Origin of the sequence: Stenotrophomonas sp. SXG-1, assembly GCF_014083965.1 — a bacterium.
In the GTDB taxonomy this organism is placed as follows: Bacteria; Pseudomonadota; Gammaproteobacteria; order Xanthomonadales; family Xanthomonadaceae; genus Stenotrophomonas; species Stenotrophomonas geniculata.
Window position 1 is genome coordinate 999,294 of record NZ_CP046588.1, and the last position, 26,205, is coordinate 1,025,498.

General features: G+C 67.1%; 20 protein-coding genes and 1 pseudogene. 11 read left to right on the top strand and 10 right to left on the bottom strand.

What is annotated here, in order from left to right:
* Positions 1-3: 3 nt before the first annotated feature.
* The gene (locus tag GOC52_RS04550) at positions 4-1,383 is read right to left on the bottom strand and encodes an aminotransferase-like domain-containing protein (RefSeq protein WP_191850729.1); all 1,380 of its coding nucleotides are present in this window, start codon (positions 1,381-1,383) and stop codon (positions 4-6) included.
* A 133-nt stretch (positions 1,384-1,516) separates the two neighbouring features.
* On the opposite strand from GOC52_RS04550, the gene GOC52_RS04555 reads away from it, so the two are divergent.
* A complete protein-coding gene (locus GOC52_RS04555) occupies positions 1,517-2,416 on the top strand; it encodes a DMT family transporter (RefSeq protein WP_191850731.1) in 900 nt (299 codons plus the stop codon).
* Between the two features lie 6 nt (positions 2,417-2,422).
* On the opposite strand, the gene GOC52_RS04560 is transcribed toward GOC52_RS04555, so the two are convergent.
* Positions 2,423-3,364 carry a LysR substrate-binding domain-containing protein gene (locus GOC52_RS04560; protein ID WP_191850733.1) on the bottom strand — a complete coding sequence of 314 codons (942 nt, stop codon included), beginning with the start codon at positions 3,362-3,364 and terminating at the stop codon, positions 2,423-2,425.
* A 106-nt stretch (positions 3,365-3,470) separates the two neighbouring features.
* Between GOC52_RS04560 and GOC52_RS04565 the strand changes: the two are divergent.
* Positions 3,471-4,987: pseudogene (locus GOC52_RS04565) on the top strand (MFS transporter).
* Here the strand turns inward: GOC52_RS04565 and GOC52_RS04570 are convergent.
* The 3 genes from GOC52_RS04570 to GOC52_RS04580 form a co-directional block, all read right to left on the bottom strand.
* Positions 4,971-7,064, bottom strand: coding sequence for a TonB-dependent siderophore receptor (locus GOC52_RS04570; protein WP_191850735.1), 2,094 nt, complete (start codon positions 7,062-7,064; stop codon positions 4,971-4,973). The pseudogene GOC52_RS04565 and the gene GOC52_RS04570 sit on opposite strands and share 17 nt — an antisense overlap.
* Positions 7,065-7,162: 98 nt before the next feature.
* Positions 7,163-8,539: a sensor histidine kinase gene (locus tag GOC52_RS04575; RefSeq protein WP_191850738.1), complete on the bottom strand. Its 1,377-nt coding sequence runs from the start codon at positions 8,537-8,539 to the stop codon at positions 7,163-7,165.
* The gene (locus GOC52_RS04580; RefSeq protein ID WP_010483717.1) at positions 8,526-9,209 is read right to left on the bottom strand and encodes a response regulator transcription factor; all 684 of its coding nucleotides are present in this window, start codon (positions 9,207-9,209) and stop codon (positions 8,526-8,528) included. Before GOC52_RS04580 ends, GOC52_RS04575 begins: the two co-directional genes overlap by 14 nt.
* Before the next feature lie 156 nt (positions 9,210-9,365).
* Between GOC52_RS04580 and GOC52_RS04585 the strand changes: the two genes are divergently transcribed.
* Positions 9,366-10,553, top strand: a complete 1,188-nt coding sequence (locus GOC52_RS04585) for an efflux RND transporter periplasmic adaptor subunit (protein ID WP_057503295.1) — start codon at positions 9,366-9,368, stop codon at positions 10,551-10,553.
* Between the two features lie 4 nt (positions 10,554-10,557).
* Positions 10,558-13,659 carry an efflux RND transporter permease subunit gene (locus GOC52_RS04590; protein WP_126561002.1) on the top strand — a complete coding sequence of 1,034 codons (3,102 nt, stop codon included), beginning with the start codon at positions 10,558-10,560 and terminating at the stop codon, positions 13,657-13,659.
* 274 nt (positions 13,660-13,933) lie between these two features.
* Here GOC52_RS04590 and GOC52_RS04595 read toward each other — a convergent pair whose 3' ends face one another.
* On the bottom strand, positions 13,934-14,338 hold the full coding sequence (locus GOC52_RS04595) for a GFA family protein (RefSeq protein ID WP_019336934.1): 405 nt from the start codon (positions 14,336-14,338) through the stop codon (positions 13,934-13,936).
* A gap of 171 nt (positions 14,339-14,509) precedes the next feature.
* On the opposite strand from GOC52_RS04595, the gene GOC52_RS04600 reads away from it, so the two are divergent.
* Together GOC52_RS04600 and GOC52_RS04605 are read left to right on the top strand one after the other, a co-directional pair.
* Positions 14,510-15,484: an Lnb N-terminal periplasmic domain-containing protein gene (locus tag GOC52_RS04600; protein ID WP_010483709.1), complete on the top strand. Its 975-nt coding sequence runs from the start codon at positions 14,510-14,512 to the stop codon at positions 15,482-15,484.
* Positions 15,484-17,508, top strand: a complete 2,025-nt coding sequence (locus GOC52_RS04605) for an esterase/lipase family protein (RefSeq protein ID WP_010483707.1) — start codon at positions 15,484-15,486, stop codon at positions 17,506-17,508. Before GOC52_RS04600 ends, GOC52_RS04605 begins: the two co-directional genes overlap by 1 nt.
* Before the next feature lie 46 nt (positions 17,509-17,554).
* Here the strand turns inward: GOC52_RS04605 and GOC52_RS04610 are convergent, their stop codons facing one another.
* On the bottom strand, positions 17,555-18,976 hold the full coding sequence (locus GOC52_RS04610) for an MFS transporter (RefSeq protein ID WP_043398299.1): 1,422 nt from the start codon (positions 18,974-18,976) through the stop codon (positions 17,555-17,557).
* A gap of 29 nt (positions 18,977-19,005) precedes the next feature.
* Between GOC52_RS04610 and soxR the strand changes: the two genes are divergently transcribed.
* Complete coding sequence (gene soxR / locus GOC52_RS04615) at positions 19,006-19,440, top strand: redox-sensitive transcriptional activator SoxR (protein WP_019336938.1); 435 nt, start codon at positions 19,006-19,008, stop codon at positions 19,438-19,440.
* A gap of 73 nt (positions 19,441-19,513) precedes the next feature.
* Here soxR and GOC52_RS04620 read toward each other — a convergent pair whose 3' ends face one another.
* A complete protein-coding gene (locus GOC52_RS04620; RefSeq protein ID WP_010483701.1) occupies positions 19,514-20,116 on the bottom strand; it encodes a short chain dehydrogenase in 603 nt (200 codons plus the stop codon).
* A gap of 98 nt (positions 20,117-20,214) precedes the next feature.
* Between GOC52_RS04620 and GOC52_RS04625 the strand changes: the two genes are divergently transcribed.
* Positions 20,215-21,090 carry a LysR family transcriptional regulator gene (locus GOC52_RS04625; protein ID WP_029379886.1) on the top strand — a complete coding sequence of 292 codons (876 nt, stop codon included), beginning with the start codon at positions 20,215-20,217 and terminating at the stop codon, positions 21,088-21,090.
* A gap of 59 nt (positions 21,091-21,149) precedes the next feature.
* Here GOC52_RS04625 and proC read toward each other — a convergent pair whose 3' ends face one another.
* Both proC and GOC52_RS04635 read right to left on the bottom strand, forming a co-directional pair.
* Entirely contained in the window at positions 21,150-21,971 is an 822-nt protein-coding gene (gene proC, locus GOC52_RS04630; protein ID WP_043398301.1) for a pyrroline-5-carboxylate reductase, read from the bottom strand.
* An 18-nt stretch (positions 21,972-21,989) separates the two neighbouring features.
* Complete coding sequence (locus tag GOC52_RS04635; RefSeq protein ID WP_043398305.1) at positions 21,990-22,667, bottom strand: YggS family pyridoxal phosphate-dependent enzyme; 678 nt, start codon at positions 22,665-22,667, stop codon at positions 21,990-21,992.
* A gap of 87 nt (positions 22,668-22,754) precedes the next feature.
* On the opposite strand from GOC52_RS04635, the gene GOC52_RS04640 reads away from it, so the two are divergent.
* The 3 genes from GOC52_RS04640 to GOC52_RS04650 all read left to right on the top strand — a co-directional run bounded on the left by GOC52_RS04640 (position 22,755) and on the right by GOC52_RS04650 (position 26,167).
* Entirely contained in the window at positions 22,755-23,792 is a 1,038-nt protein-coding gene (locus GOC52_RS04640; RefSeq protein ID WP_006422551.1) for a type IV pilus twitching motility protein PilT, read from the top strand.
* A 79-nt stretch (positions 23,793-23,871) separates the two neighbouring features.
* Positions 23,872-25,035 carry a PilT/PilU family type 4a pilus ATPase gene (locus GOC52_RS04645; RefSeq protein WP_052148792.1) on the top strand — a complete coding sequence of 388 codons (1,164 nt, stop codon included), beginning with the start codon at positions 23,872-23,874 and terminating at the stop codon, positions 25,033-25,035.
* A 148-nt stretch (positions 25,036-25,183) separates the two neighbouring features.
* A complete protein-coding gene (locus GOC52_RS04650) occupies positions 25,184-26,167 on the top strand; it encodes an aldo/keto reductase (RefSeq protein WP_043398309.1) in 984 nt (327 codons plus the stop codon).
* Positions 26,168-26,205 lie beyond the last annotated feature (38 nt).

A 26,205-nucleotide genomic window follows, 5' to 3' on the forward strand; every position in this document is an offset into this window, starting at 1 on the left:
AGCTCAGCGCAACGCCCGCGCCAGCACCTGCCAGATCCTCGGGTCCTGGCACTGCGAGACGTTGAAGCGCAGATAGTCGGCCGCGCGCTGCGACTGGCTGAACGCGTTGCCCGGCGCCAGCACGATGCCCTCGCGCAGGCATTGCCGCGCCAGTGCGGCGGCGTCGCGGCCGTCGGGCAGCTGGCACCACAGGAACAGGCCGGCTTCCGGCTGCAGCCACGGCGTGATGCCCAGCGCCTGCAGTTTCCGCAGTGTGTGCCGGCGTACATCGGCCAGGCGCGAACGTATCGACTGCATGTGGCGGCGGTAACCGCTATCGGTCAGCGCGATGTGCATCAACTGCGCGGCCAGATGGCCGCCGCCAAAGCTGGTCGCCAGCTTCAGGTCGGTCAGTGCCTCTATCCAGTCGTGGCGCGCAGCGATGTAGCCGCAGCGCGACGCTGCCGACAGCGTCTTGGAGAAACTGCCGACGTGGATCACCCGTGACAGTCCATCGAGCGCGGCCAGCCGCGGTGCCGGCTGCAGTTCGAAGTCGGCGAAGATGTCGTCCTCGACGATGATCAACTCGCTGCGTTCGGCCAGGCCCAGCAGGCGGTGCGCGGTGTTGGCCGAAAGCACCGCGCCGGTCGGGTTGTGCAGGCCGGAATTGGTGATGTACAGCCGCGGCGAATGCGCCTGCAGGGCTTGCGCGAACGCCTCCAGGTCCGGGCCGCTGTGCGTGTACGGCACGCCGATGGCCTGCACCTGGTGCGCCTTGAGCAGCGCGTGGTAATTGAAGTAGCTCGGGTCATCGACCAGCACGCAGTCGCCGGGCTTGAGCAGGAAACGGCAGAGCAGATCGACCGCGTGCGTACCGGATTCGGTCAGCAGGATCTGCTCCATCGGTGCATCGATGCCAAGCGTGGCGCTGCGCCTTTGCAGCAGCTGGCGCAACGCGGGCAGCCCGAGCGGACCGGCGTAGTCCACCAGTTGCATGGCATCGGCACGCGACAGCCGGCGCAGGCCGCGGCGCACGCCATCGTGATACAGCCAGTCACTGGGCATCCAGCCGCACCCTGGCTTGAGATCGCCCGCGGGCGTTTCCAGCGATTGCCGTGACACCCACAGCGGATCCACCGCGCGATCCAGCCGCGGCTCCATTTCGGCCAGCGCCAGCGGTGCGGCCGGGCCACTGACGTAGAAGCCCGAGCCTGCGCGTGCACTGATCAGGCCTTCGGCCGCCAGGCGCTCGTAGGCCTCGACCACGGTGGAGACTGAAACTCCCATGGTCGCTGCCTGCGCACGTACCGAAGGCAGGCGGGAGCCGGGGCCATCCACCCGTGCACTGATGCGGGTGCGGACGGTCTGGATGACCGATTCGATGCGGGTGAGCGGGCGCGGCATGGTGGAACCGTAGTGGAAGTGTGGGCAGTACAGTTACTTGCGGCTGTACTGGATTGTAGCTGGGGTCGTTCCGCGCTGGATGCTTCCATACAGGTGCAGCCGGGCATCGTCCGGCACCTTCAGGAGTACAGGCGTGGAACGGTCGGCGAGTGGTTGGATCAATGGCTTCATCGGTGTGGTGATCTTCGCCGGCTCATTACCGGCCACCCGCCTGGCGGTGCTGCAGCTGGATGCCGGGTTCGTCACCGCCGCACGCGCCACCATCGCCGCGGTGCTCGGCCTGGGCCTGTTGTTGATGCTGCGCCAACCGTGGCCGCGGCGCGGCGACCTGCCGGGGCTGGTGGTGGTCAGCCTCGGCGTTGTGGTCGGCTTCCCGCTGCTGACCGCGCTCGCGCTGCGCCATGCTTCGTCGGCACACACCATCGTGTTCCTCGGCCTGCTGCCGTTGAGTACAGCGGTGTTCGGCGTGCTGCGCGGTGGCGATCGGCCGCGCCCGGCGTTCTGGCTGTTCTCGTTGCTGGGCAGTGCCTGCGTGGTCGGCTATGCCGCGCGCAACGGCATCGAAGCCTCTTTGCAGGCCGACCTGCTGATGCTGGCGGCGATCGTGGTGTGCGGGCTGGGCTACGCGGAAGGTGGTCGGCTCGCCCGTCATCTGGGCGGCTGGCAGGTGATCAGCTGGGCATTGCTGCTGGCGTTGCCGGTGATGCTGCCGATGACGGTGCTGATGCGCCCGGCCTCGCTCTCGGCGGTCGGTGCCTCGGCGTGGTGGGCACTGGGCTACGTGGCAGTGTTCAGCATGCTGATCGGCTTCCTGTTCTGGTACCGCGGGCTGGCCCAGGGCGGCATCGCCGCTGTCGGCCAGCTGCAGCTGCTGCAGCCCTTCTTCGGCCTGGCCCTGGCCGCGCTGCTGCTGCACGAATCGGTCAGCCTCAGCATGGTGCTGGTGACTCTGGTCGCAGTGATCTGCGTCGCCGGCGCGCGCCGCTTCAGCCGCCAGGAAAAAGGGGACGAAAAAGGGGACGGAGGGGATTAAGTCGTTTCAGGCGCAGCAGGACCAATTACGACTTAATCCCCTCCGTCCCTTTTCCGGGGTGCTGCGGAAAAGGTGCGCAACGGCGTAGTCGATGAACACCCGCAGGCGTGCACTGGGATGGCGCCCACCGGGCCACAGCAGCGAGAACTGCCCCTGGTGCGTGGGCAGTGTGGGCAGCACCTGTTGCAGGCGGCCGTCGGCCAGTGCGTCGGCCGCCAGGAAGTCGGGCATCCAGGCCAGGCCCATGCAGCCGATGGCGGCGGCCAGCACGGCTTCCATGTTGTTGCAGGTCATCGCCGTCGGAAGGCGCGCGCCGGCATCGCCTTCCACCCCCGGCAACTGCCAGGGGTGCAGCTTCCCGGTAGTCGGGTAGCGGAAGCGCAGAGCCGCATGCATGCGCAGATCGCCCACATCGCCGGGAATGCCGTGCGCCTGCAGATAGCCAGGCGCCGCGCAGAGCATGAAACGAAAGCCACCCAGGCGCCGTGCGGTCAGGCTGGAATCGGCCAGTTCGCCGCTGCGTATCACCGCGTCCAGGCCTTCGCTGACCACATCGACGATGCGGTCGTTGAAGTCCAGTTCCAGCTGCACCTGTGGGTAGCGCTGCTGGAAGCCGGGCAGCACCGGCAGCAGGAAGCGGTAGCCGATGGTGGGCAGACCGATGCGCAGCAGCCCGCTGGGGGCGTGCTGTCGCTGCGCGAGGTCTGCCTGCGCTTCGGAAAGTTCATCCAACGCACGCCGGCAGCGTTGCAGCAGCAATTCGCCTTCGTCGGTGAGGTGCACGCGGCGGGTGGTGCGATGGAACAGGCGGGTGCCGAGTTCCTGCTCAAGGCGGGCGATACGCTTGCCGACCGCCGAGGCGGACAGGCCGAGCACGCGGGCAGCGCCGACGATGCTGCCGGCTTCGGTGGTACGGACGAAGGCAAGCAGGGCGGAGATGGAGTCCATGCGGGCATGATTGCGGAACATCTGGCCGCAATCAACGTCCATCCAGCCTGTTTTTCAGCAATACCGGCCTGCCCATCATCAACGCCCCTGATGGATGGAGGCCCACATGGCCCCGGTTTCGATACGCCCTATACCCGTCCGCATGCAGCAGCACTGGACGCTGCTTGCGGTCTGCCTGGCCGCGCTGGCGCTGCCGTTGTCCTTTTCGGCCGGTGCCGTCGCGGTGCGGTGCTGGCTCGTTCTGCGGGGGCCTCGCCCACCGCGTTGGCCTGGGTGACCAATGCCTTCATGCTGACCTTCGGCAGCCTGCTGCTTGCTGCCGGTGGCCTGGCCGACCGCTACGGCCGTCGGCGGATGTTCCTGACGGGCACGGTCGGATTCACCGCTGCTACGACCGCTGCATGCGTGGCCCCGACGCTGCTGTGGCTGGATCTGGCGCGCGGCCTGCAGGGCGTTGCCGCCGCCGCCGCGCTGGCCTCGGGCACTGCGGCGCTGGCGCAGGGCTGGCAGGGGCCGGCGCGTGGCCGCGTCTTCGCCCTGCTGGGCACGACGTTCGGTGCGGGGCTGGCGCTTGGGCCGTTGCTGGCGGGCCTGCTGCTGCAGGCACTGGGATGGCGCAGTGTGTTCGCAGCCGGTGGTTTACCGGCATTGGCGGCCTTCGCACTGGGCGCGCGCGTGTTGCCTGAGAGCCATGGAGAGCGCGGCCGGCTGGATGTCGGCGGCATGCTGGGTTTCAGCATGATGCTGGCGGCGCTGACGCTGGCCCTGCTGTGGCTGGGCGAATTCGGCGTGCACGCCATGCGCGTGCAACTGGCATTGCTCGCCACGCTGTTGCTCGGCGCAGCGTTCGTCTGCATCGAACGGATGCATCCATTCCCATTGCTGGACCTCTCGCTGTTCTCGCAACCGGCGTTCCTGGGCGTCCAGCTGCTACCGGTGGCGACCTGCCTCGGCTACGTGGTGCTGCTGGTGGTGTTGCCGCTTCAACTCCTGGGTGTGCATGGGCAGAGCACCACGTGGGTTGGCCTGCAGATGCTGGCCCTGTCTGCGCCGATGCTGGTGCTGCCACTGTTGGCCGCGCGCTGGGCGGGACGGATCGGCAGCGCACGGCTGTGCACTCTTGGCCTGCTGGTGTGTGCGTGCGGCCTGTATCTGCTGTCGCGGTATGCGGCCAATCCGTCGCCGCGGCAGTGGATGCCATGGCTGGCACTGATCGGCGCAGGGACGGCGTTGCCGTGGGGGCTGATGGATGGGTTGTCGGTGAGCATGGTGCCGGTGCAGCGGGCCGGCATGGCTGCAGGCATCTTCGGCACCGTGCGGGTGGCCGGCGAAGGTATTGCGCTGGCGGCGGTGACAGCAGTGCTGTCGCTGATTGCCAGCGAGCATCTACAGGGAGCATCGCCTGCATCGTTGGCGCGCGCTGGTGCCTATCTGGCCACGGGTACGCAGGCACAGGCGCAGGCACTGCTGCCGTCGATGAGCGGCGAGCAGCTGCAGCACGCCAGTGCCGAGGCGCTGGCGGTGCTGCTGCGTCTGCTGGCACTGCTGACCGCCGCATGCGCGGTGGTGTTTCACCTGCTGCTGCGGCGGCCGACATTGGCCGTGCTCAGAACCGATAGCTGATGGTGCCGGTGACCACGCGCGGGTAGCCGGCGAAGCAGTCGCCAAACGTGCGGCACGGGGCGTAGTAGCGCTTGTCGGAGAGGTTGGTGATGTTCAACGCCATCGTCCAGTCGGTTACCTGCACTTCCACCAATGCATCGGCCAGCGTGTAGCTGGGCGTCACGATGCGTCCGCCATTGCCCAGCGATACGGTGTTGCCGACGTGGCGCACGCCCAGGCCCAGGCGCAGGCATGCGGCATCGTCAAGCTGGAAGCCCTTGGACACCCAGGCCGAGGCCAGGTCCTGCGGGGTGTCGTTGAGGCGCTGGCCCACTTCCAGCGCGAAGTTGCTGCGGCTGACTTCGGCCTCATTGCGGGCCACCGCGGCGGTGATGGTGAGGTCGTTGGCGAGCTGGAACTGCCCTTCCAGCTCGATACCCTTGGAGCGGATCTGCCCGGTCTGCACCACGTTCAGCACGTTGTCCGGATCGTTGGTCTGCCGGTTGGTTTCGGTGATGCGGTACGCCGCCATCGTCAGCAGCAGGTTGCGTGCCGGCTGCCACTTGATGCCGGCCTCGCTCTGGCGGCCACGCATCGGTTTGAAGGCCTGGCCGAACAGGTCCTGGCCAGTCACCGGCAGGAACGACTCGCTGTAGCTCAGGTAGGGCGATACTCCGGCGCCGAGGTCGCCGATCAGGCCGGCGCGGTAGGTGGTGGCGTTGTCGGTCTGGCTGGGTTGGCCTTCGGTCTTCGAGCGCGCATGGTCGCGGCGCGCGCCCAGCACCAGCGAGACGCGGTCGGCCCAGCGGATCTGGTCCTGCACATAGACACCCAGCTGGGTGGAGGTCTGGTCCGGCTGACGATCCCAGCCACGCACGATCGGTGCGGCCGACACCGGGGTGTAGATGTCGATCGGCGTGCCGGTGGCATCCAGCCGCTGCAGCTGCTCCTTGTACTGGCTGTAGTCCACCCCGGCCAGCAGCAGGTGCTGGAACGCACCGGTGGCGAAGTCGAACTGCAGCGCATTGTCGGCGCTGAAGATCTGCACGTCGGGGCGGGTGCCGTAGGCGGTGCGGTTGACCACGCGGTGGTCGGCATCGATGAAGGGATCTGCCGGATTGCTGTAGCTGTCCACGTACATCTGCTGCAGGGTGGTCCTGCCATCGATGTAGCGCACCGCCGAGCGCAGGCTGAGCACGTCATTGAAGCTGTGGTCGAACAGCGCGGTCAGGCTGTAGACGCGCGAATCGATGCGATCAAAGCCGGGGTGGCCGATGAAGGTGGAAGTGTCCAGGCGGCGGCCCGGCAGTGCCAGCAGGGTCGCGGCCAGCGGCAGGAACTGCTGGCTGGAGCCGGTCCTGTCGTGCTGATAGCTGGCCAGCAGGGTCAGCGTGCTGCGTTCGCCGCGCCAGCTGATCGAGGGCGCCAGGTAGATGCGGTCATCGTTGAGTACATCGGTCTGCATGTTGGATTCACGCATCAGCCCGACGAAGCGGCCGGCAAGCGTACCGGCATCGTTCAAGGCGCCGCCAATGTCACCCTGAAGCTGCCTGCGGTCGAAGCTGCCGAACTGCACGCCGACCTCGCCCGTAAGGGCGCCGAAGGTCGGGCGCTTGCTCATCGCATTGATGATGCCACCGGTGGCGCCGGCACCGTACAGTACCGAGGATGGGCCGCGCAGCACTTCCACCCGCTCCAGGCCATAGATTTCCGGGCGGGCGAGGGGGCTGAAACCGTAGCTGCGGCGCAGGCCATCCTGGTACTGCACGGGGTCCAGCCCGCGCACCGAGGTCGCGTCGTTGCGGGTATCCAGGCCCCAGGCATCGGCGGTGACGCCGGCGCTGTAGCGCAGCACTTCCTGCAGGTTGTGCGCGCCGCGATCGGTGAACAGCTGCTGGGTGACCACGCTGATCGCCTGCGGCGTCTCGGTCAGGGCGGTGTCGGTCTTGGTCGCGGTGCTGGCCCGCTCGGCCACCACGGTCACCTTGTCCAGGGTGCGTGCCGCCGGGCCGTCCTGGGCCTGGGCGACGGCCGAGGCCAGCAGGGTGGGCAGGGCGAGCGTGTACAGCAGCGGGCGGCGTGGCGACAGGGCGGGCATCGTCAGGAATCCGGGAAGGCGGTGACGGCGGATTATCCGGATGCGTGCCTGCAAATACAAATGATTCCCAAATGCGATTGAGTTACCCAGGCCCGGTGTCAGGGCAGGCCGTCCGAGGCGCCGCGGATGCTCAGCCAGGCGCCGCCGCCCGGGGCGCTGCCCGCGCGCAGCCGGAAGCCGTGCAGGCCGGCAATGGCGGCCACGATCGACAGGCCCAAGCCGAATCCAGGTCCCTGGCCGGCACTGCTGCTGCCGCGGAAGAAGCGCTGGTAGATCAGTGTGCGATCCTGCGGCGGGATGCCGGGTCCATTGTCGATCACATCGATCCTCGGCGCGCCGTGATCATCGACCGCACGTAGCAGGATGCGGCCGTGCGCAGGGGTGAACTGCAGGGCGTTGGACAGCAGGTTCGCCACCGCTTCGAACAACAGCTCACGGTCGCCGCGCAGCAGGCCGGCCTGTGGATCCACCTGCAGCTCCAGCAACTGCTGCTTCTCTTCGGCCAGTGGCAGGTAGAACTGGTGCAGTTCCTGCAGCAGCTCGGCAAGGTCGACCTCGTCGAAGGCCGAACGCCGCTGGTGGCTTTCCAGTTCGGATACCCGCAGCAGCGCGGTGAAACGCGCCATCAGCATGTCCGTTTCCGCCAGTGCCTTGTCCAGCGGGTCGGCATGGGGATCCTGTTCGTCCAGACCGACGCGCATGCGGTACAGATGCGCCCGCAGGCGGGTGAGCGGGGTGCGCAGATCATGGGCGATGCTGTCGCACACGCCTTTGACCTCGGTCATCAGCTGCTCGATGCGTTCGAGCATGGCATTGACGATGCTCGACAGCCGATCGATCTCGTCGCGACGGTTGGATACCGGCAGGCGCTGGCCGAGGTCGCCGGCGACGATGCGGCTGGTGGCCGCTTCGATCTGCTGGATCCGCTTCAACGGGCGCCGGCGCAGCAGATGCCAGCCGACCAGGCCAGGGATGACGGTCAGCGACACACCCCACAGCAGTGCATCGAGAATGATGCTGTTGACCGCCATGAGCTTGCCGTTCTGGCGCACGAACACCAGCGTCCGCCCGTCCCGGGTCGCTACGCCAAGTGCGCTGCCGCCGCTCTCGTGCTTTCCATCGACCAATGTCCAGCCTTCCACCGGATGCGAGCTGCCATCCAGCGGCAGTCCCGATGGGATGGCGGTCAGCGGTCCAGCCAATGGCGCGCCGTCGCCGCTGAACAATCCGTAGGTGTAGACCTGGTGCAGGTCGAAGCGCTGGCTGTCGCGCAACGCATCGTCCAGTGCCTGGCCGTCGAATGCCATGAACAGATGGGCACGCTGCTGCAGCCCGGATTCGGTCAGGTCATTGAGATAGTCCGAGATGCGCCAGTACATCACCCCCAGCAGCAGGCTCGACCAGGCCACGAACAGGATGCAGTACAACCCGAGCAGGCGGCTGCTGGACGAGCGCCACTGGTCAGGATTGCGCATCGAAGACATAGCCGGTTCCACGGACGGTGGTGATGGGTTGCGGGCGGCCCGGCTGCTCGATGCGCTTGCGCACGCGGCCGATGTGGACATCGATCAGGTTGGTGCCGGGGTCGAAGTGATAGCCCCAGACTTCCTGGAACAGCATGCTGCGGGTGACCACCTGGCCGGCATTGCGGACCAGGAATTCGAGCAGCTTGAACTCGGTCGGCAGCAGGCTGATCTCCTGCCCGCCACGCCGGGCCGAACGGGTCATCAGATCCAGTTCGAGGTCGCCGGCATGCAGGACACTGTCGGCAGGGCCGGCCTGGCTCTGGCGACGGATCAATACCTCCACGCGGGCCGCCATCTCATCGGAGGCGAACGGCTTGGTCAGGTAATCGTCGCCGCCTGCACGCAGGCCACGCACGCGCTCGTCCACGTCCGACAGCGCGCTGATCATCAGTACGGGGGTGACGATTCCTTCGCGCCGCAGCGCAGTGACCAGCGCCAGGCCATCGATGCCGGGCAGCATGCGGTCCAGGGTGATCACCGCGTAGTCGCCCGCACGCGCCAATGCGAGGCCGGCAGTGCCATCAACGGCAACGTCGACCTCGAAGCCATGGCTGCGCAGCTCGGTTGCGATTTCCTCCGCAGTGACAAGGTCGTCCTCGATGGTGAGTACGCGCGGCATGGGCCATTGTGCAGGTTGGATGGCTGCCATCCTCGCAACCGCTCGCGGTGACTGCAAATGAAAAATGTTTCATGCGCGATTCGCCGGATTCCGCGCACAGGTCTTCTATATTCGGCGCCGAGCGTCTCCCCACGACGCGCGGAACCCCGGCACCCGATGAACCTCCTGCACATGCCCTTGCCATGCCATGCCCGGCCACTGCGGCTCCGGCGGCCTCTGCTGCTTGCGCTCGTTCTGCTCGGCCTGCTGTCGGCCTGCGGCAAGGATGCGCCCACGCCGGCCGGCAGGCTTCACGAGGTGGAGGTGCTGACCCTGCAGGAAAGGCCGCTGGCGATGGAACAGGAGCTGCCGGGGCGGACCATCGCATCGCAGGAGTCGGATGTGCGCCCGCAGGTGGATGGCGTGCTGGTGAAACGCCTGTTCGAGGAGGGCGAAACCGTGCGTGCCGGGCAGCCTTTGTTCCAGATCGAACCGGCCCTGTACCAGGCGGCGTTGAATCAGGCTCAGGCCAACCTGAAAACCGCCGAAGCGGCGGCAGTGACCGCACGTCTGCGCGCGCAACGGATGCAGGCGCTGGGCGGCGAGCAGCTGGCCGCGCGCCAGGACGTGGATGACGCCATCGCCAGCGGGCAGCAGGCCGCAGCCGCGGTGCAGGCGGCACAGGCGAGCCTGGATACCGCACGTACGCGGCTTGGTTTCGCCACGGTGACCGCGCCGATTGCCGGGCGCATCGGCCGTGCGCTGTTCACACCCGGGGCGCTGGTTACCTCGGGCCAGGCCAACCCGCTGGCGCGGATCCAGCAGGTCGACCCGATGAACGTGGACATCACCCAGTCCAGCAACGAGTACCTGGCTTTGCGCCGCGCCATCGCCGACGGTGGCGTGCAGGCCACCACCGCTGCGGTGCGGCTGCGCCTCTCCGATGGCAGTGCGTATCCGTTGCCCGGCACCCTGGAATTTGCCGATATCGACGTGCAGCAGGAAACCGGCAGCATCACCCTGCGTGCACGGTTTCCCAATCCCGCCGGGCAGCTGCTGCCGGGAATGTACGTGCGGGCGCAGGTGGGGCAGGGCACGCAGCGGCAGGCGCTGCTGGTGCCGCAGTCTGCAGTGGACCGCAGCCCGAAGGGCGAGGCGCAGGTGTGGGTGGTGGATGAGGGCGGCAAGGCGAAGCTGCGCCTGTTCCGTACCGCGCGCGCGATTGGCGACCAGTGGCTGGTGCTGGATGGCATCGCTGCCGGCGAACGGGTGGTCGTGGCCGGCGCACAGGGGCTCTCCGATGGCATGGCGGTGCAGGTGAAGCCCGCTGGGGCAGTCACGCCGGCAGCGGCCGGGAAGGACTGAGCCCATGCTGCCGCGCTTCTTCATCCACCGCCCGGTATTTGCCTGGGTGCTGGCGATCTGCATCATGGCCTTCGGCGCGATTGCCGTCAGCCAGCTGCCGGTGGAGCAGTACCCGGACATCGCACCGCCGCAGGTCAACATCACCGCCAACTACACAGGTGCTTCGGCGCAGACGGTGGAAGACAGCGTCACCCAGGTGATCGAACAGCAGATCAAAGGCATCGATCACCTGTTGTATTTCTCGTCGACCAGTTCGTCATCGGGGCAGGCGCGCATCACGGTCACATTCGACCAGAGCGCCAACCCGGACATTGCCCAGGTCCAGGTGCAGAACAGCGTCAACCAGGCCATCAACCGGCTGCCGCAGGAAGTGCAGCAGCAGGGCGTGACGGTCGCCAAGTCGCAGGGCGACTCGCTGATGGTGGTCTCGCTGTATGACACCAGCCGGCGCATGGAACGGGTGGATGTTTCCGACTTCCTGGTCAGCAACGTGCAGGATCCGATCAGCCGCATTCCGGGTGTCGGCGAGATCAATGTGTTCGGCTCGGCGTATGCGATGCGCGTGTGGCTGGACCCGCACAAGCTGCGCGCCTACGACCTGATGCCGGCCGACGTGCGCACGGCCATCCAGGCCCAGAACACCCAGGTCACGGCCGGCGAACTCGGCGCATTGCCATCCAGCGCAACGCAGAGCCTGAATGCCACCGTCACTGCCCAGTCGCGGCTGCAGACGCCCGAACAGTTCCGCGCGATCATCCTGCGCACGCTTCCCAGCGGCGCTGCAGTGCACCTGGGCGACGTGGCACGGGTGGAGATCGGTGCCGAGAACTACCAGACCAGCAGCTATCTCAATGGCTATCCGGCGGCGGGTTTCTCGGTCACGCTGGCCTCCGGGGCCAACGCGCTGGCCACCGCGGATGCGGTCCGTGAGGAGATCGAACGCCTGCGACCAACGTTCCCGCCCGGGCTGCAGGTCGCCTATCCGCGCGACAGCACACCGTTCGTGCGGGTCTCGATCGAGGGTGTCATCCATACCCTCATCGAGGCCATCGTGCTGGTGGTCGTGGTGATGTTCCTGTTCCTGCAGAACCTGCGTGCTACGTTGATCCCCGCGATCACGGTGCCGGTGGTGCTGCTGGGCACGTTCGGCGTGCTGGCGGTCGCCGGATTCACGATCAACACGCTCACCTTGTTTGCGATGGTGCTGGCGATCGGCCTGCTGGTCGACGACGCGATCGTGGTGGTGGAGAACGTGGAGCGCATCATCCACGACGAGCACCTGCCGCCACGCGAGGCCACCGAAAAATCGATGGGCGAGATCACCGGCGCGCTGATCGGCATCACCGTGGTGCTGGGCGCGGTGTTCCTGCCGATGGCCCTGTTCGGTGGTTCCACCGGCATCATCTACCGCCAGTTCTCGATCACCATTGCATCTGCGATGGCGCTGTCGGCGCTGGTCGCGCTGACGCTGACCCCGGCGCTGTGCGCGACCCTGCTCAAGCCATCTTCGGCGCAGAAACCGCAGGGCCGCTTCTTCAGGGCCTTCAACCGGGGTGTCGAGCGCAGCCAGTTGGCCTATCAGGGAAAGCTCGGTGGCGTGGTCGCCCGGCCGCGGCGCTGGATGGCGTTCTACCTGCTGGTGGTGGTCGCCATGATTGCGCTGTACGCGCGCATGCCCACCGGCTTCCTGCCGGTGGAAGACCAGGGCCAGGTGACCTTCCAGTTCTCCACGCCGGAGGGCACGCCGATGGCGCGTACCGAAGCGCTCGGCGAGCAGATCAGCCGCTACTTCATGGAGCACGAGAAGCAGAACTTGGACGTGGTGTTCGTGGTGGTTGGCCGCAACAATGCCGGCACCGGCCAGAACGCCGGACAGGGCTTCCTCGCACTGAAACCCTGGGATGAGCGTACCGGCGACAACACCGCTGCGGCGATCATCACGCGTGCCAATGCCTACTTCCGCGGGTTGCCCGATGCCAGGGTCAATGTGCTGGCACCGCCGGCGGTGCGTGGACTGGGCCAGTCCAGTGGCTTCGAACTGTGGATGCAGGACACCAGCGCCGCCGGGCGCGTGGCCCTGCAGGCAGCGCAGGAACAGGTGGTGCGTGCGGCCGGCGAAGACGATGGGCTCACCTCGGTGCGCCTGAACGGCCTCGGCGACAAGGCCGAGCTGCGGCTGGACATCGACCATGCGCAGGCCAGCGCGCTGGGGTTGTCCCAGGCCGACATCAATTCCACCCTGTCCGCGGCCTGGGGCGGCAGCTACGTCAACGACTTCCTCGACCGTGGCCGGGTCAAGCGGGTCTACATGCAGGGTGACCAGCCCTACCGCAGCGTGCCCGACGACATCGGCCAGTGGTATGTGCGCGGTGGCAACGGCCAGATGGCGTCGTTCGCCAGCTTCGCCAGCAGCCACTGGGCGCGCGGGCCCCAGCTGCAGCAGCGCTTCAACGGTCTGCCGGCGATGCAGATCCAGGGCAGTGCCGCCGAAGGACGCAGTTCGGGCGAGGCGATGCAGCGCATGCAGGCGCTGATTGCGGACCAGGCGGGATTCGACCTGCAGTGGAGTGGCCTGTCCTACCAGGAGCGGTTGGCCAGCAACCAGACGCTGTGGCTTTACCTGGCCTCGATTGCCTTCATCTTCCTGTGCCTGGCTGCGCTCTATGAAAGCTGGACGGTGCCGGTGGCCGTGGTACTGGTGATTCCCTTGGGCGTGATCGGTACCGTGCTGGCGACCACCGCGGCGGGCTTCGTCAACGACATCTACTTCCAGGTCGGTCTGCTGACCACCATCGGCCTGTCGGCGAAGAATGCGATCCTGATCGTGGAGTTCGCCGAGGCTCGCTATCGCGCGGGCAGTTCAGCGGTGGAGGCCGCGCTGCAGGGCGCACGCCTGCGCCTGCGGCCGATCGTGATGACGTCGTTGGCCTTCGTGGCCGGCGTGATTCCGTTGGCGTTGGCCACCGGTGCCGGTGCGGTCAGTCGCCGTGAGATCGGCATGAGCGTGATCGGCGGCATGGTCTCCGGCACGGTGCTGGCGGTGGTGCTGGTGCCATTGTTCTTCGTGCTGGTGCGCCGCCTCGGCCGGTCACGGCCGCAGGACTGAGGGGGGCGCGGCTGTCATCTGGCTGCCGCAGCACCATCACCCGTCCTTTGCCCAGGTGTCGCTAGCGTAGGTCGTCCCCGTCCCCCACGGAGACCTGCCATGTGGCTGCTCGATCATCTCTGGCCCGGCCGCAGACCTGTCCCTCCCCCGGTCGCTGCCGAACCACAGGCGACGCCCCGTCGGCCCTGGCTGAAACGCCCGGTGCGGGCCGGCCGCAGTGGCATGGCGCCGTGGCAGAAGGTCGCCGCACCGCCACGGCGGACGCGCCACTAGGCTAGTCGCCGCGGTCGGCCGGGTGGTTGACCCCGTCGTTGACCGGAATGATGCCCAGTGCGAACGGGTCGATGCCCTCCAGGCAGGCCACGTTGTAGCCGTACTGGTCCGGGTTGGAACGACGCCGGTGGTGGGTGTAGATGCCGCACACGCCGCAGAAATAGTGCTCGGCCACATGCGTGTTGAACTGGTACAGCTGCAGGTGGTTCTGCCCGCGCACCACCTGCAGGCCCGCGCGTGCGACGCTGGCGGCGATGGCGCCACGGCGGCGGCACATCGAGCAGTCACAGCGGCGCGGGTCGACGATGCCATCAGGCAGGTCCAGCAGCAGTTCGACCGTGCCGCAGTGGCAGGTGGCGCGATGCCGGGGTTGGACCGGAACGCCGGCCACGGAAGTGATGCCCATCGTTGCTCCTGTGAGGTGAATCTGGCCGCAGAGGCCGCCGCCGACGGTGCACCGGCCTGCCTGAACGGGCCGTAGATGCCACGGTGAACCCGCTTGTGGCTAACTATGCGGCTTCAAGACCGCGACAGGATGCCAGTGAACGCCGCAGGACGTTGGATGACAGGAAGTGCCATGGCGCTGCTGGCGCTGTGGGTGACCGGGCTGCTGGCCTATCAGTTGCCGGGGCCGGGCTGGCTGGCCACCGGCGTCGCTGGGCTGTGGCTGCTGGTTGCGCTGTGGGCGTCGTGGCGGGTCGCGCGGGGCCGTGCCTCGCGCCGCCTGGGTCTGGCGTTCGGGGCATCGCTGGCGCTGGCCGGCCTGTGGTGGCTGCTGCTGACCCCGCGCCAGGACCGGTTGTGGGCCGATGACGTGGCGCAGCGCCTGCACGTGGTGTCCTTCGATGGCCGCCACGTCGTGCTGGACAATGTGCGTGACTTCAGTTGGCGCACCGAAACCGACTACGACGCACACTGGGTGCGCCGCGAGTACGACCTGGACCAGCTGCGCTCGGCCGACCTGGTGCTGTCGTACTGGATGGGCCCGGCCATCGCCCACACCCTCATCTCGTTCGGCTTCGAGGACGGTCGCCACGTGGTGTTCTCGCTGGAGATCCGCAAGGAGCGCGGTGAGTCGTTCTCGGCGCTGGGCGGCTTCTTCCGCAAGTTCGAGATGACCCTGGTGGCGTCGGAGGAGACCGACATCATCCGCACACGCACCAACGCGCGTGGCGAGGATGTCTACCTGTACCGCCTGCATGGTATGGACCGCACGCAGCTGAAGGAACTGTTCGCTGCGTACATCGCGCAGGCCCGGGAACTGGATGCGAAGCCCGGCTTCTACAACACGCTGACCAGCAACTGCACCACCATCGTCTTCGACCTGGCCCGCCACATCGCACCGCGCCTGCCGCTGGATTACCGCCTGCTGCTGTCCGGTTACCTGGCCGAGTACGCGCAGGAGGTCGGTGCGCTCACTCCGGGCGTGCCGTACACCGAGCTGCATGCCAAGGGCCGCATCACCCAGCGTGCGCTGGACCTGGGCGATGGCCCGCACTTCTCCACCGTGATCCGCCAGGGCGTGCCCGGCACCGAGCAGGACCCACAGTAATGACCCAACTCTTTCTGACCCGCTGGCAGCGCATGCTGCCGGCGCTGCTTGCCGCCTTCCTGCTGCTGGGCAGCAGCGGCTGTGCGATGGTGACCGTCAAGCAGGTCAAATCCAGCGATTCGCTGGTCAACAAGCGCGCGGATGTGCTCAACACCGGCAAGCTCAGCCCAGCCGCGCGCGAGACGCTCAGCGCGGCGGGCCTGGACGAGTCGCAGTGCGAGAAGGACTTTCTGGTCTGCCGCAGCACGCTGCTGATGACCGATGACCTCAATGTCGAGCAGCGGCTGTCGGCGCTGTCCGAATTGTGGGTGAAGGCCGCGCTGGCGCTGACGCCGAAGAAGACCGCAGCGGGTGATCCGCCGATGAGCGATGCGGCATTGGATGCCTGGCTGGAAGCGGCGCGTTACGCGTATGCGTATCTGTTCTACAGCGGCAGGTCCCCATCCGACCGTGCCTTCGAGGACCGCCAGACGCAGGTGCGTGACTACTACAACTACGCGGCCGAGAAAGCAGCGGTGGTGCTGTTCGTGCGTGCGCGTGCGGCGGCACTTGCCGGCGAGGACTACACGAAGCCGGTCTCGGTCGGCAGCTGGTCGCTGGCCTCCAACTACCAGCAGTTGAACCTGAAGAGCATCCCGGCGCAGCTGGTGCCGGCCGGTACCGTCAGTTTCGTCGGCCTGCGCAGCACCTATCGCCGCGATGGTTTCGGCGCCGAGCTGGTGATGGTGATGGATCCGCCGAAGCTGGTCGCGCCGGTGATCGAACCCGATGGCCCGAAGGCCGAGACCACGCAGGACGACGGCGACGACGCGCACCGTGGCCGTCGCCATCGCCATGACGACTCGGTGCCTGAGTTCAGCGAGATGTCCTCGATCAACGTCACCGCACTGCTGCGCTTCGAGGGCAGCAGCCTGGAAGACGTGATGCGCACACGCCGGGTCGAGCTGGATGCCTATTCGCCGGAAGCCACCGAGCGCATCACCCTGCACGGTGAGCAGGTACCGCTGGCCGGCAACTTCACCGCGGCCTATGGCCTGTGGCTGGCGCAGAGTGGCTTCGCCCGGCAGTCGCTGCGCACCCTGTTCGGCATGAGCGAGGGCATCGGCGAGCCGCACATCTACCTGATGCAGCCTTGGGACCCGAACCGGCGCATCATCTTCATGCTGCATGGCCTGGCCAGCAGCCCGGAAGCCTGGGTGAACCTGGCCAATGAGATCATGGGCGATCCCGAGCTGCGCCAGCAGTTCCAGGTCTGGCAGGTCTATTACCCGACCAATGCACCGATCGCACTGAACCGCTACGAGATCGCCAATGCGTTCAACGACACGCTGAAGCATTTCGACCCCAACGGCAGCACGCGTGCATCGAAGGACATGGTTTACATCGGCCACAGCATGGGCGGTGTACTGGCGCGGCTGCTGGTGAGCGACTCGGGCGACGTGCTGTGGAATGACCTGCTGGCCAACTACGACCTGAAGGGTGAACGGCTGAAGCGGGTGCAGAACAAGCTGGGGCCGCTGCTACATTTCAAGGCACAGCCGAACGTGGAACGCGCGATCTTCATCGCTGCCCCGCACCAGGGCACCGACATCGCCGGCAACAAGGTCGGGCGCCTGATCGGTCGCCTGGTGCGCCTGCCGCTGACCATTCTCGGCAAGTTCGAGGACGTGTTCATGGCACTGGCGCAGGCCGAGCAGCAGGTCGATGGCACCGCCAAGCCGAAGATCCCGAACAGCATCGACAACCTCAAGGCCAGCGATCCGTTCGTGAAGGCCGCCGCACAGCTGCCGATCGAAGCGGGCCTGAAGTACCACTCGATCATCGCCCAGCGCAAACCGGAACTGCCGGTGGAGAAGTCCGATGACGGGCTGGTGCCGTACTGGAGCGCACACCTGCCGGGCGCATTGTCGGAGAAGGTGATCATTTCCGGCCACAGCGTGCAGGAGACCCCGCAGGCGGTGCTGGAGGTGCGGCGCATCCTGCATCGGGACATCGATGATGTGGGAGCCGACAGGACACCCTGACCGCTGCGTTCGCCGGGCGTGGCCCGGCGGAATCCGCCCGGTGGTGTTACACCCGTCGCGCGATCACCGTGGTCAGCAGCGCCAGGCCGAAGGTGATCGCCAGGCACAGCACGTAACCGGTGTGGGGTGCGCTTTGCACGAACAGCGCGAACAGCGCGCCGGAAACCGCCAGCGCGGTGGTCACCGACAGGGCCTCGCTCAGCTGCAGTGCCGAGGTGTTGGCACCCTGCTCCTGCGGCGCCGACAACGACAGCGTCAGCACCGACAGGCTTGCGTAGATCATGCCCATGCCGAAGCCGGTCACGGCCCAGCCGAGCAGCGACACCGGCAGTGGCACCACGTTGAACAGCACCGCCAGCGTTGCGGCGATGCCGACCGTCATCATCGCCGTGCCGGCGCGCAGCAGCTGCTGGCGTGACCAGCCACGCTGCTGGTGGCCCTGCAGCCACGAGCCGGCGAACCAGCCCAGCGCACCGAGACTGAGCACGGCACCGGCCCAGCTGGGCGAAAGGCCACGTTCGCGCTGCAGCAGCAGCGGCAGGTAGGCCTCGCAGGCGAAGAAGGCGGCCGCCGCGACGCCGCGCAGCGCGATCACGCTGGGCAGGCCACGGCGCAGGATCAGGGTTCCGGGCGGAAGCAGTTGATGTACGCAGAACAGCAGCGCAAGCATCGCCACGCCGATGCAGAGCAGCGCAGGCAGGCCCTGCTGCTGGCCGCCGAAGTAGAGCAGCAGCGCCGCCAGCGAGGCACCACTGGCCCAGCGCACAACGTTGCCTCGCCCATCGTTGGCGAGGCCGCCATCGGTGGGCTGCATGCGCGTGAGTGCCGGGCGCAGCAGCAGCGCGGCCGGAATGGCCAGCAGTGGCACGGCCAGGAACACCCAGCGCCAGCCGAGATGCTGCACGATCAGCCCGCTCAGCGCGGGGCCGATCATGGACGGCACCACCCAGCCGGCCGAGAACGCGGCGAATACCTTCGGGCGCAGGTGTTCGGGATAGCTGCGCCCGACCATCACGTACAGCGAGACCGAGATCGCGCCCGCACCCAGGCCCTGCAGCAGGCGCCCGGCCACCAGCATGCCCATGCGCATCGCAAAGCCGGCCAGCAGCAGCCCCAGTACGAAGCAGGCCAGGCCGTACCACAGCGGCCTGGCGGGCCCGTGGCGGTCGGCCCAGCGTCCGGCCAGGGTCATGCCGATCACGCTGGTGGCCAGGGTGCCGCCGAAGGCCAGCGCATACAGGCGCAGGCCATCGAGGGCCTCGGCCACGGTCGGCATGGCCGCCGCCACCGCCAGGGCTTCGAAGGCATGCAGCGCCACCAGCGCCACCATGCCGATGGTGGTGGCGCGGTAGCGCGGGGACAGGATCGACGTATCCGCCGGTGCACGGGCGTCGGCGGGTGAAAGAGTGGGGGACATACGAGTCAGATGCGGGCCGCGCTTGTCAACTGGCGGCGAAGATAGCAGCATGACACCTCAACCGCAGTTTAGGTCAAGTAATGGTTTCCCAGGAACTCAGCGTAGGCGAAGTCTCCCAGCGCAGTGGCGTGGCGGTTTCGGCGCTGCATTTCTACGAGCGCAAGGGGCTGATCAGCAGCCTGCGCACCTCGGGCAACCAGCGTCGCTACAGCCGTGACGTGCTGCGACGGTTGGCCGTGATCCGTGTCGCGCAACGGGTGGGCATGCCACTGGAAGCCGTCGGCCGTGCCTTCGAAAGCCTGCCCGAGGGCCGCGCACCGACCAAGGCCGACTGGGCCAAGCTGTCCGCGCGCTGGCGCACCGAGCTGGAGGAGCGCATCCACATGCTGGAATTGCTGCGCGATGAACTGACCGGCTGCATCGGCTGTGGCTGCCTGTCACTGCAGCGTTGCCGCCTGGCCAACCCCGGCGACGTCCTCGGCGAACGCGGCGACGGCCCGATGCGCTGGGAGTGACCCACGAAAACGGGACGGAGGGGATTATGTCGTTTGTGCATTAACGACTTAATCCCCTCCGTCCCCTTTTTTCTTACCAGACCGTGATCGTCTCGCCGCTCTGGATGCCTTCCACTGCACGCTGGAAGGCCAGCGCCGCGCGCTGCGCGCTCACGGCTTCGAAGCCCGGGAAGTAGGGGCCGTACGCCGCCATCGATTCGATCAGCACGTTCGGGCTGACCACGTTGATGCGCAGGCCGCGCGGCAGCAGTTCCAGTGCTGCCGCACGCACGAAGCCTTCCAGTGCGGCGTTCACGGCGGTGGCGTTGACGCCATCGCGGATCGGTTGGGCGCTGATGATGCCGCTGGTCAGGGTGATCGAACCGCCGGCGTTGAGGTGGTGCTGGGCGGCCAGTGCCAGCCGCACCTGCCCCAGCAGCTTGTCCTGCAGCCCGATGTTGAACTGTGCTGGCGTCATCTGCTGCAACGGGCCGAAGTGCACCGAGCCGGTGGTGGAGATCACCGCATCGACCGGGCCGGTACGCGCGAACAGTTCGGCGACGCTGGCGTCATCGGTCAGGTCCACTCGGAGTTCGCCGCTGCTGCGGCCGGCGGCGAGAATCTGATGCTGTTGGCCGAGCTGGCGGGCGACTGCCTGGCCGAGGGTGCCGCTGGCACCGACGAGGAGGATCTTCATGGCCGTTCCTTGCGTGAGGGAGTGAGCGCAGTCTGCGCCGTCACGGTGCGGTTAGGTAAGCGGCGTATGCTTCGCAGATTCCTAACTCTGGATTAGCAATGGATACCCTTCGCTGCATGCAGGCCTTCGTCGCCGTGGCCGAGCGCGGGAGCTTCGCAGGGGCTGCCGAACAGCTGCAGGTCTCGGCGGTGATGGTCGGCAAGTACATCCAGCAGCTGGAGACGCACCTGGGCACCGCGTTGCTGCAACGGAACACCCGCCGCCAGCGCCTGACCGAAGCCGGCAGCGCCTACCTGGCCGGGTGCCGGCAGGTGCTGGAGCAGGTGCAGCAGGCCGAGGCCGACGTGGCCGGACTGCAGATACAGCCACGCGGGCTGCTGCGGGTCAGCGCACCCACCACCTGGGGCAGCTGCGTGCTGGCGCCACAACTGGCCGGCCTGCTGCGCGCGCAGCCGCAGTTGAACATCGAACTGGACCTGAGCAACCGCCGTGTGGATCTGATCGAGGACGGCTTCGACGTGGCGATCCGGGTCGGGCCGTTGCCATCGCAGGAGGTGGTGGCGCGGCCGCTGCCGCCGTATGCGATGAGCCTGTGCGCGGCGCCGTCTTACCTGCGCAAGCGCGGCACGCCGCGTACGCCCGCCGATCTGGAAGGGCATGACTGCCTGAGCCATCTGGCCTGGCGCGGTGGCCACGGCTGGCAGTTGGCCAATGGCGAACAGGTGGATTGGGAGGCGCGCCTGACCTGCAATGACGGGTTTGCGTTGCGCGAAGCGGCGGTCGCCGGCGCGGGGCTGGTGCTGCAGCCGACCGCATTGCTGGCCGGCGAGATCGCGGCAGGGCGGTTGAAGCCGCTGCTGCGCGACTACCTGCCCGAACCACGGCCGATGCACCTGATCTACCTGCCCGACCGCAGGCCGCGTCCGCGGTTGCAGTGCTTCGTCGATTTCGTCATGACCACATTGGGGCAATGAGCATCCACGCCAGGCGTGGATGACGGTGGGTGCCGACCGTTGGTCGGCACGCATCGGGATCAATCATTCGCCGCAGACAGTTCCTGCCCACGCACCTGTGCGGCACGCAGTGCGGTGTCCACCAGGGCCTCGAAGCCACCGGCCTGGAAGCTCTCGATCGCGGCCTGGGTGGTGCCATTCGGCGAGGTCACGCGGCGGCGAAGCTCGGCCGGGCTCTCACCGGCTTCATCAAGCATGCGCGAGGCACCCAGCAGGGTCTGCACCACCAGCGTGCGCGCGGCGTCGGCTGGCAGGCCCTGGGCAATACCCGCCGCTTCCATCGCTTCGGCCAGCAGGAACACATAGGCCGGGCCACTGCCGGATACGGCAGTCACTGAATCCATCAGCGCCTCGCTGTCGATCCACACGGTGCGGCCTGCGCTGGCCAGCACCTTCTCGGCCTGTGCGTGCTGCTGCGTGTCCACCGACGGTGTGGCGAACAGGCCGGTCACACCTGCGCCGAGCAGGGCCGGGGTGTTGGGCATCGCGCGCACTACCGGCAGGTTGCCGCCCAGCCAGCGTTCCAGCTGCGCGCTGGTGATACCGGCGGCAATCGACACCACCAACGGCTGGTTTGCCTGGGCCAGTGCCCGCAGCGACTGGCAGACCTCACGCAGCACCTGCGGCTTCACCGCCAGCAGCCAGGTGCCACCTTGCGCGGCGGCATCTGCGGCGTTGTCATGCACCTGCACGCCGAAGTCCGCCGCCAGTGACGCGCGCAGTGCGGTCACCGGCTCGGCCACGTGGATGTGCGCGGCCGGCACGCCCTGGCGGATCAGGCCAGCGATCAGGCTGCGGGCCATGTTGCCGCCGCCGATGAAGGTGATGGAATCAGCTGCCATGGAAGTCTCCTTGGAAAATCAGGCCGGGCGCGGGCGCGCGCCAAACAGGGCGGTGCCGATCCGCACCAGGGTGGCACCCTCGGCGATGGCTTCGGCGTAGTCGCTGCTCATGCCCATCGACAGCGTGTCGATCTGCGCGTGCTGGGCAGCCAGCGACTGGAAAAGTGTGCGCATGCGCACGAATGCATCCCGACGGCGCTCGGCCTCGGGCCACGGCGCGGGAATCGCCATCAGTCCGCGCAGGCGCAGGGTGGGTTCAGCGGCAATCGCCGCGGCCAGTGCATCCACTTCTTCCGGTGCACAGCCATGCTTGCTGGATTCGTCGTCGATGTTGACCTGGATCAGTACGTTCAGCGGGCCGCGCGCGGCCGGGCGATGGCGTGCCAGCGCAGTCACCAGCTTGGGGCGGTCCACGCTCTGTACCCAGTCGAAATGGCTGGCCACGGCATCGGCCTTGTTCGACTGCAGGTGGCCGATCAGGTGCCATTCCAGTGCCAGGTGCTGCAGCGCCTGCATCTTGGCCAGTGCTTCCTGCACATAGTTTTCGCCGAAGGCATGCTGGCCCTGTGCAGCCAGCGCAGCCACGGCCTCGGCCGGTTGGGTCTTGGAAACAGCCAGCAGGCGCGGATCGGGCCGGCCGGCCGCCTCGGCGGCGGCATGCAGGTTGCTCAGGATCTGGGGCAGGGGAGTGGCCACGTAACGCGTTCCGTTGAATCAGGAGGCTATACTGCCGCTCGGGGAAAGATCCTTCCAGTCGAAGCCGTTATTGGGGAGTAGCCGCTCATGGATATCGCCGAGCTGTTGGCGTTTTCCGTAAAGAACAAAGCGTCCGACCTGCACCTGTCCGCAGGCCTGCCGCCGATGATCCGCGTGGACGGCGACGTTCGCCGGATCAACATCCCAGCCCTGGACCACAAGCAGGTCCATGCGCTGGTGTACGACATCATGTCCGACAAGCAGCGCCGCGATTACGAGGAATTCCTCGAAGTGGACTTCTCCTTCGAGATTCCGTCGCTGGCGCGCTTCCGTGTGAACGCGTTCAACCAGAACCGTGGCGCCGGTGCGGTGTTCCGTACCATTCCGTCCGAGGTGCTCACCCTTGAGGACCTGGCCTGCCCGCCGTTGTTCCGCGAAGTGATCCAGCAGCCGCAGGGCCTGATCCTGGTGACCGGTCCGACCGGCTCGGGCAAGTCGACCACGCTGGCGGCGATGATCGACTACATCAACAAGAACGAATACGGCCACATCCTCACCGTCGAGGATCCGATCGAATTCGTGCACACCTCGCAGAAGTGCCTGATCAACCAGCGCGAAGTGCACCGTGACACGCATGGCTTCAACGAAGCGCTGCGCTCGGCGCTGCGTGAGGACCCGGACATCATCCTGGTCGGCGAACTTCGTGACCTGGAAACCATCCGCCTGGCACTGACCGCCGCGGAAACCGGCCACCTGGTGTTCGGCACCCTGCATACCAGCTCGGCGGCCAAGACCATCGACCGCATCATCGACGTGTTCCCGGCCGGCGAAAAGCCGATGGTGCGCTCGATGCTGTCCGAATCGCTGCGTGCCGTGATCTCGCAGGCGCTGCTGAAGAAGGTTGGTGGCGGTCGTACCGCTGCGTGGGAAATCATGGTCGGCACCCCGGCCATCCGCAACCTGATCCGTGAGGACAAGGTGGCGCAGATGTATTCGGCCATCCAGACCGGCCAGCAGTACGGCATGATGACCCTGGACCAGCACCTGCAGGACCTGGTCAAGCGCAGCCTGATCACCCGCAACCAGGCCCGCGACTACGCCAAGGACAAGCGCCTGTTCGAGTAAGGCGGGGCCGCAACGGGGCGGCGTGCGCCAGTGCGCCGCCGTTTCCGCGCCGTTTCCTCCACCGACCGTTTCCTGGTACATGCCCCATTGGGAGCCCGCCGTGAACACCACCGCGACCACCATCGATTTCACTTCGTTCCTCAAGCTGATGGCGCACCAGCGCGCCTCGGACCTGTTCATCACTGCGGGCATGCCGCCGGCGATGAAGGTCAACGGCAAGATCTCGCCGATCACGCAGACTCCGCTCACGCCGCAGCAGAGCCGCGACCTGGTCCTCAACGTGATGACCCCGGCGCAGCGCGAGGAATTCGAGAAGACCCACGAATGCAACTTCGCCATCGGCCTGTCCGGTGTCGGTCGTTTCCGCGTGAGCTGCTTCTACCAGCGCAACCAGGTGGGCATGGTGCTGCGTCGCATCGAGACGCGCATTCCGACCGTGGAAGAGTTGAGCCTGCCGCCGATCATCAAGACGCTGGCGATGACCAAGCGCGGCATCATCCTGTTCGTCGGTGCCACCGGCACCGGTAAGTCAACGTCGCTGGCGGCGATGATCGGTTACCGCAACCAGAACTCGACCGGCCACATCATCACCATCGAAGACCCGATCGAATTCGTGCACAAGCACGAGGGCTGCATCATCACCCAGCGCGAAGTCGGCATCGATACCGACAGCTGGGAAGCTGCGCTGAAGAACACCCTGCGCCAGGCGCCGGACGTGATCATGATCGGCGAGGTGCGTACCCGCGAAGGCATGGACCACGCCATCGCGTTCGCCGAAACCGGCCACCTGGTGCTGGCCACGCTGCATGCCAACAATGCCAACCAGGCGATGGACCGCATCGTCAACTTCTTCCCGGAAGACCGCCGCAACCAGCTGTTGATGGACCTGTCGCTGAACCTCAAGGGCGTGGTCGCGCAGCAGCTGGTGCCGTCGCCCGATGGCCGCTCGCGCAAGGTGGCGATGGAGATCCTGCTGGGCACGCCACTGGTACAGGACTACATCCGCGACGGCGAGATCCACAAGCTGAAGGAAGTGATGAAGGACTCGGTCCAGCTGGGCATGAAGACCTTCGACCAGAGCCTGTTCGAGCTGTACCAGGCCGGTGAGATCAGCTACGAGGACGCACTGCGCTACGCCGATTCGCAGAACGAGGTACGCCTGCGCATCAAGCTCAGCCAGGGCGGCGACGCGCGCACCCTGTCGCAGGGGCTGGATGGCGTGGAGATCTCCGAGATCCGGTGACCTGGCGATGTGTAGAGTCGACTGACAGTCGACTCTACCGGGAGCGCGGGGGATTGATGAATTCCGGTCATGACCGACTGCCGTCCAGCCGGTTCAATCCAGCGCCCCTGCAGGCGTATCGTCAGCGCTCCCCCTCTGGAGCATGACGATGCAGACACGTGAACTCGGCCGCAGCGGCCTGAAGGTTTCCGCCCTGGGCCTGGGCTGCATGGGCCTGACCCATGCCTACGGCCAACCGGTCGAAACGGGCCAGGGCATTGCCCTGCTGCACGCCGCCGTCGAGCGCGGCGTGACCTTCTTCGACACCGCCGAGGTGTACGGCCCGTACACCAACGAAGACCTGCTCGGCCAGGCCCTGGCACCCTACCGCGACAGGCTGGTGATCGCCACCAAGTTCGGCTTCAAGGATGCGCGCACCGATACCGGCCTGGACAGCCGTCCGGAGAACATCCGTGCCGTGGCCGAAGCCAGCCTCAAGCGCCTGCGTACCGACCATATCGACCTGTTCTACCAGCACCGCGTCGACCCGAACGTGCCGATCGAGGACGTGGCCGGTACCGTGCGCGACCTGATCGCCGAGGGCAAGGTCGGCCACTTCGGGCTGTCCGAGGCCAGTGCCGCCACCGTGCGTCGCGCGCATGCAGTACAGCCGGTCACCGCCGTGCAGAGCGAGTACTCGCTGTGGTGGCGGGAACCGGAGCGCGAGCTGCTGCCGACCCTGCAGGAACTGGGCATCGGCTTCGTGCCGTTCAGTCCGCTGGGCCGCGGTTTCCTGACCGGTGCGATCAACGCCGATACCACTTTCGACGCCAACGACTTCCGCAACACCGTGCCGCGCTTCGAAGTGGAAGCACGCCGCGCCAACCAGGCGCTGGTGGACCGCATCAGTACGATTGCTGCGGCACGTGGCGCGACCCCGGCGCAGGTGGCGCTGGCCTGGCTGCTGGCGCAGGCACCGTGGATCGTGCCGATCCCGGGCACTACCAAGGTTCACCGCCTGGAAGAAAACCTGGGCGCGGCCAACCTGCAGCTGGCGCCGGAGGAACTGCAGCGCATTGCACAGGCGCTGGATGAAGTGTCGATCGTCGGCGAGCGCTACAACGCGCAGCGTGCGGCGCAGGCCAAGGGCTGACCACCCGGCGGGTGCGGACCGTTGGTCCGCACTCCTTG

Excerpts from the sequence above, each read along its gene's own strand:
- GOC52_RS04550 (WP_191850729.1), bottom strand. The coding sequence starts at position 1,383 with ATGCCGCGCCCGCTCACCCGCATCGAATCGGTCATCCAGACCGTCCGC.
- GOC52_RS04560 (WP_191850733.1), bottom strand. The coding sequence starts at position 3,364 with ATGGACTCCATCTCCGCCCTGCTTGCCTTCGTCCGTACCACCGAAGCC.
- GOC52_RS04570 (WP_191850735.1), bottom strand. The coding sequence starts at position 7,064 with ATGCCCGCCCTGTCGCCACGCCGCCCGCTGCTGTACACGCTCGCCCTG.
- GOC52_RS04575 (WP_191850738.1), bottom strand. The coding sequence starts at position 8,539 with ATGCGCAATCCTGACCAGTGGCGCTCGTCCAGCAGCCGCCTGCTCGGG.
- GOC52_RS04580 (WP_010483717.1), bottom strand. The coding sequence starts at position 9,209 with ATGCCGCGCGTACTCACCATCGAGGACGACCTTGTCACTGCGGAGGAA.
- GOC52_RS04585 (WP_057503295.1), top strand. The coding sequence starts at position 9,366 with ATGAACCTCCTGCACATGCCCTTGCCATGCCATGCCCGGCCACTGCGG.
- GOC52_RS04590 (WP_126561002.1), top strand. The coding sequence starts at position 10,558 with ATGCTGCCGCGCTTCTTCATCCACCGCCCGGTATTTGCCTGGGTGCTG.
- GOC52_RS04595 (WP_019336934.1), bottom strand. The coding sequence starts at position 14,338 with ATGGGCATCACTTCCGTGGCCGGCGTTCCGGTCCAACCCCGGCATCGC.
- GOC52_RS04600 (WP_010483709.1), top strand. The coding sequence starts at position 14,510 with ATGGCGCTGCTGGCGCTGTGGGTGACCGGGCTGCTGGCCTATCAGTTG.
- GOC52_RS04605 (WP_010483707.1), top strand. The coding sequence starts at position 15,484 with ATGACCCAACTCTTTCTGACCCGCTGGCAGCGCATGCTGCCGGCGCTG.
- GOC52_RS04610 (WP_043398299.1), bottom strand. The coding sequence starts at position 18,976 with ATGCTGCTATCTTCGCCGCCAGTTGACAAGCGCGGCCCGCATCTGACT.
- soxR (WP_019336938.1), top strand. The coding sequence starts at position 19,006 with ATGGTTTCCCAGGAACTCAGCGTAGGCGAAGTCTCCCAGCGCAGTGGC.
- GOC52_RS04620 (WP_010483701.1), bottom strand. The coding sequence starts at position 20,116 with ATGAAGATCCTCCTCGTCGGTGCCAGCGGCACCCTCGGCCAGGCAGTC.
- GOC52_RS04625 (WP_029379886.1), top strand. The coding sequence starts at position 20,215 with ATGGATACCCTTCGCTGCATGCAGGCCTTCGTCGCCGTGGCCGAGCGC.
- proC (WP_043398301.1), bottom strand. The coding sequence starts at position 21,971 with ATGGCAGCTGATTCCATCACCTTCATCGGCGGCGGCAACATGGCCCGC.
- GOC52_RS04640 (WP_006422551.1), top strand. The coding sequence starts at position 22,755 with ATGGATATCGCCGAGCTGTTGGCGTTTTCCGTAAAGAACAAAGCGTCC.
- GOC52_RS04645 (WP_052148792.1), top strand. The coding sequence starts at position 23,872 with ATGCCCCATTGGGAGCCCGCCGTGAACACCACCGCGACCACCATCGAT.
- GOC52_RS04650 (WP_043398309.1), top strand. The coding sequence starts at position 25,184 with ATGCAGACACGTGAACTCGGCCGCAGCGGCCTGAAGGTTTCCGCCCTG.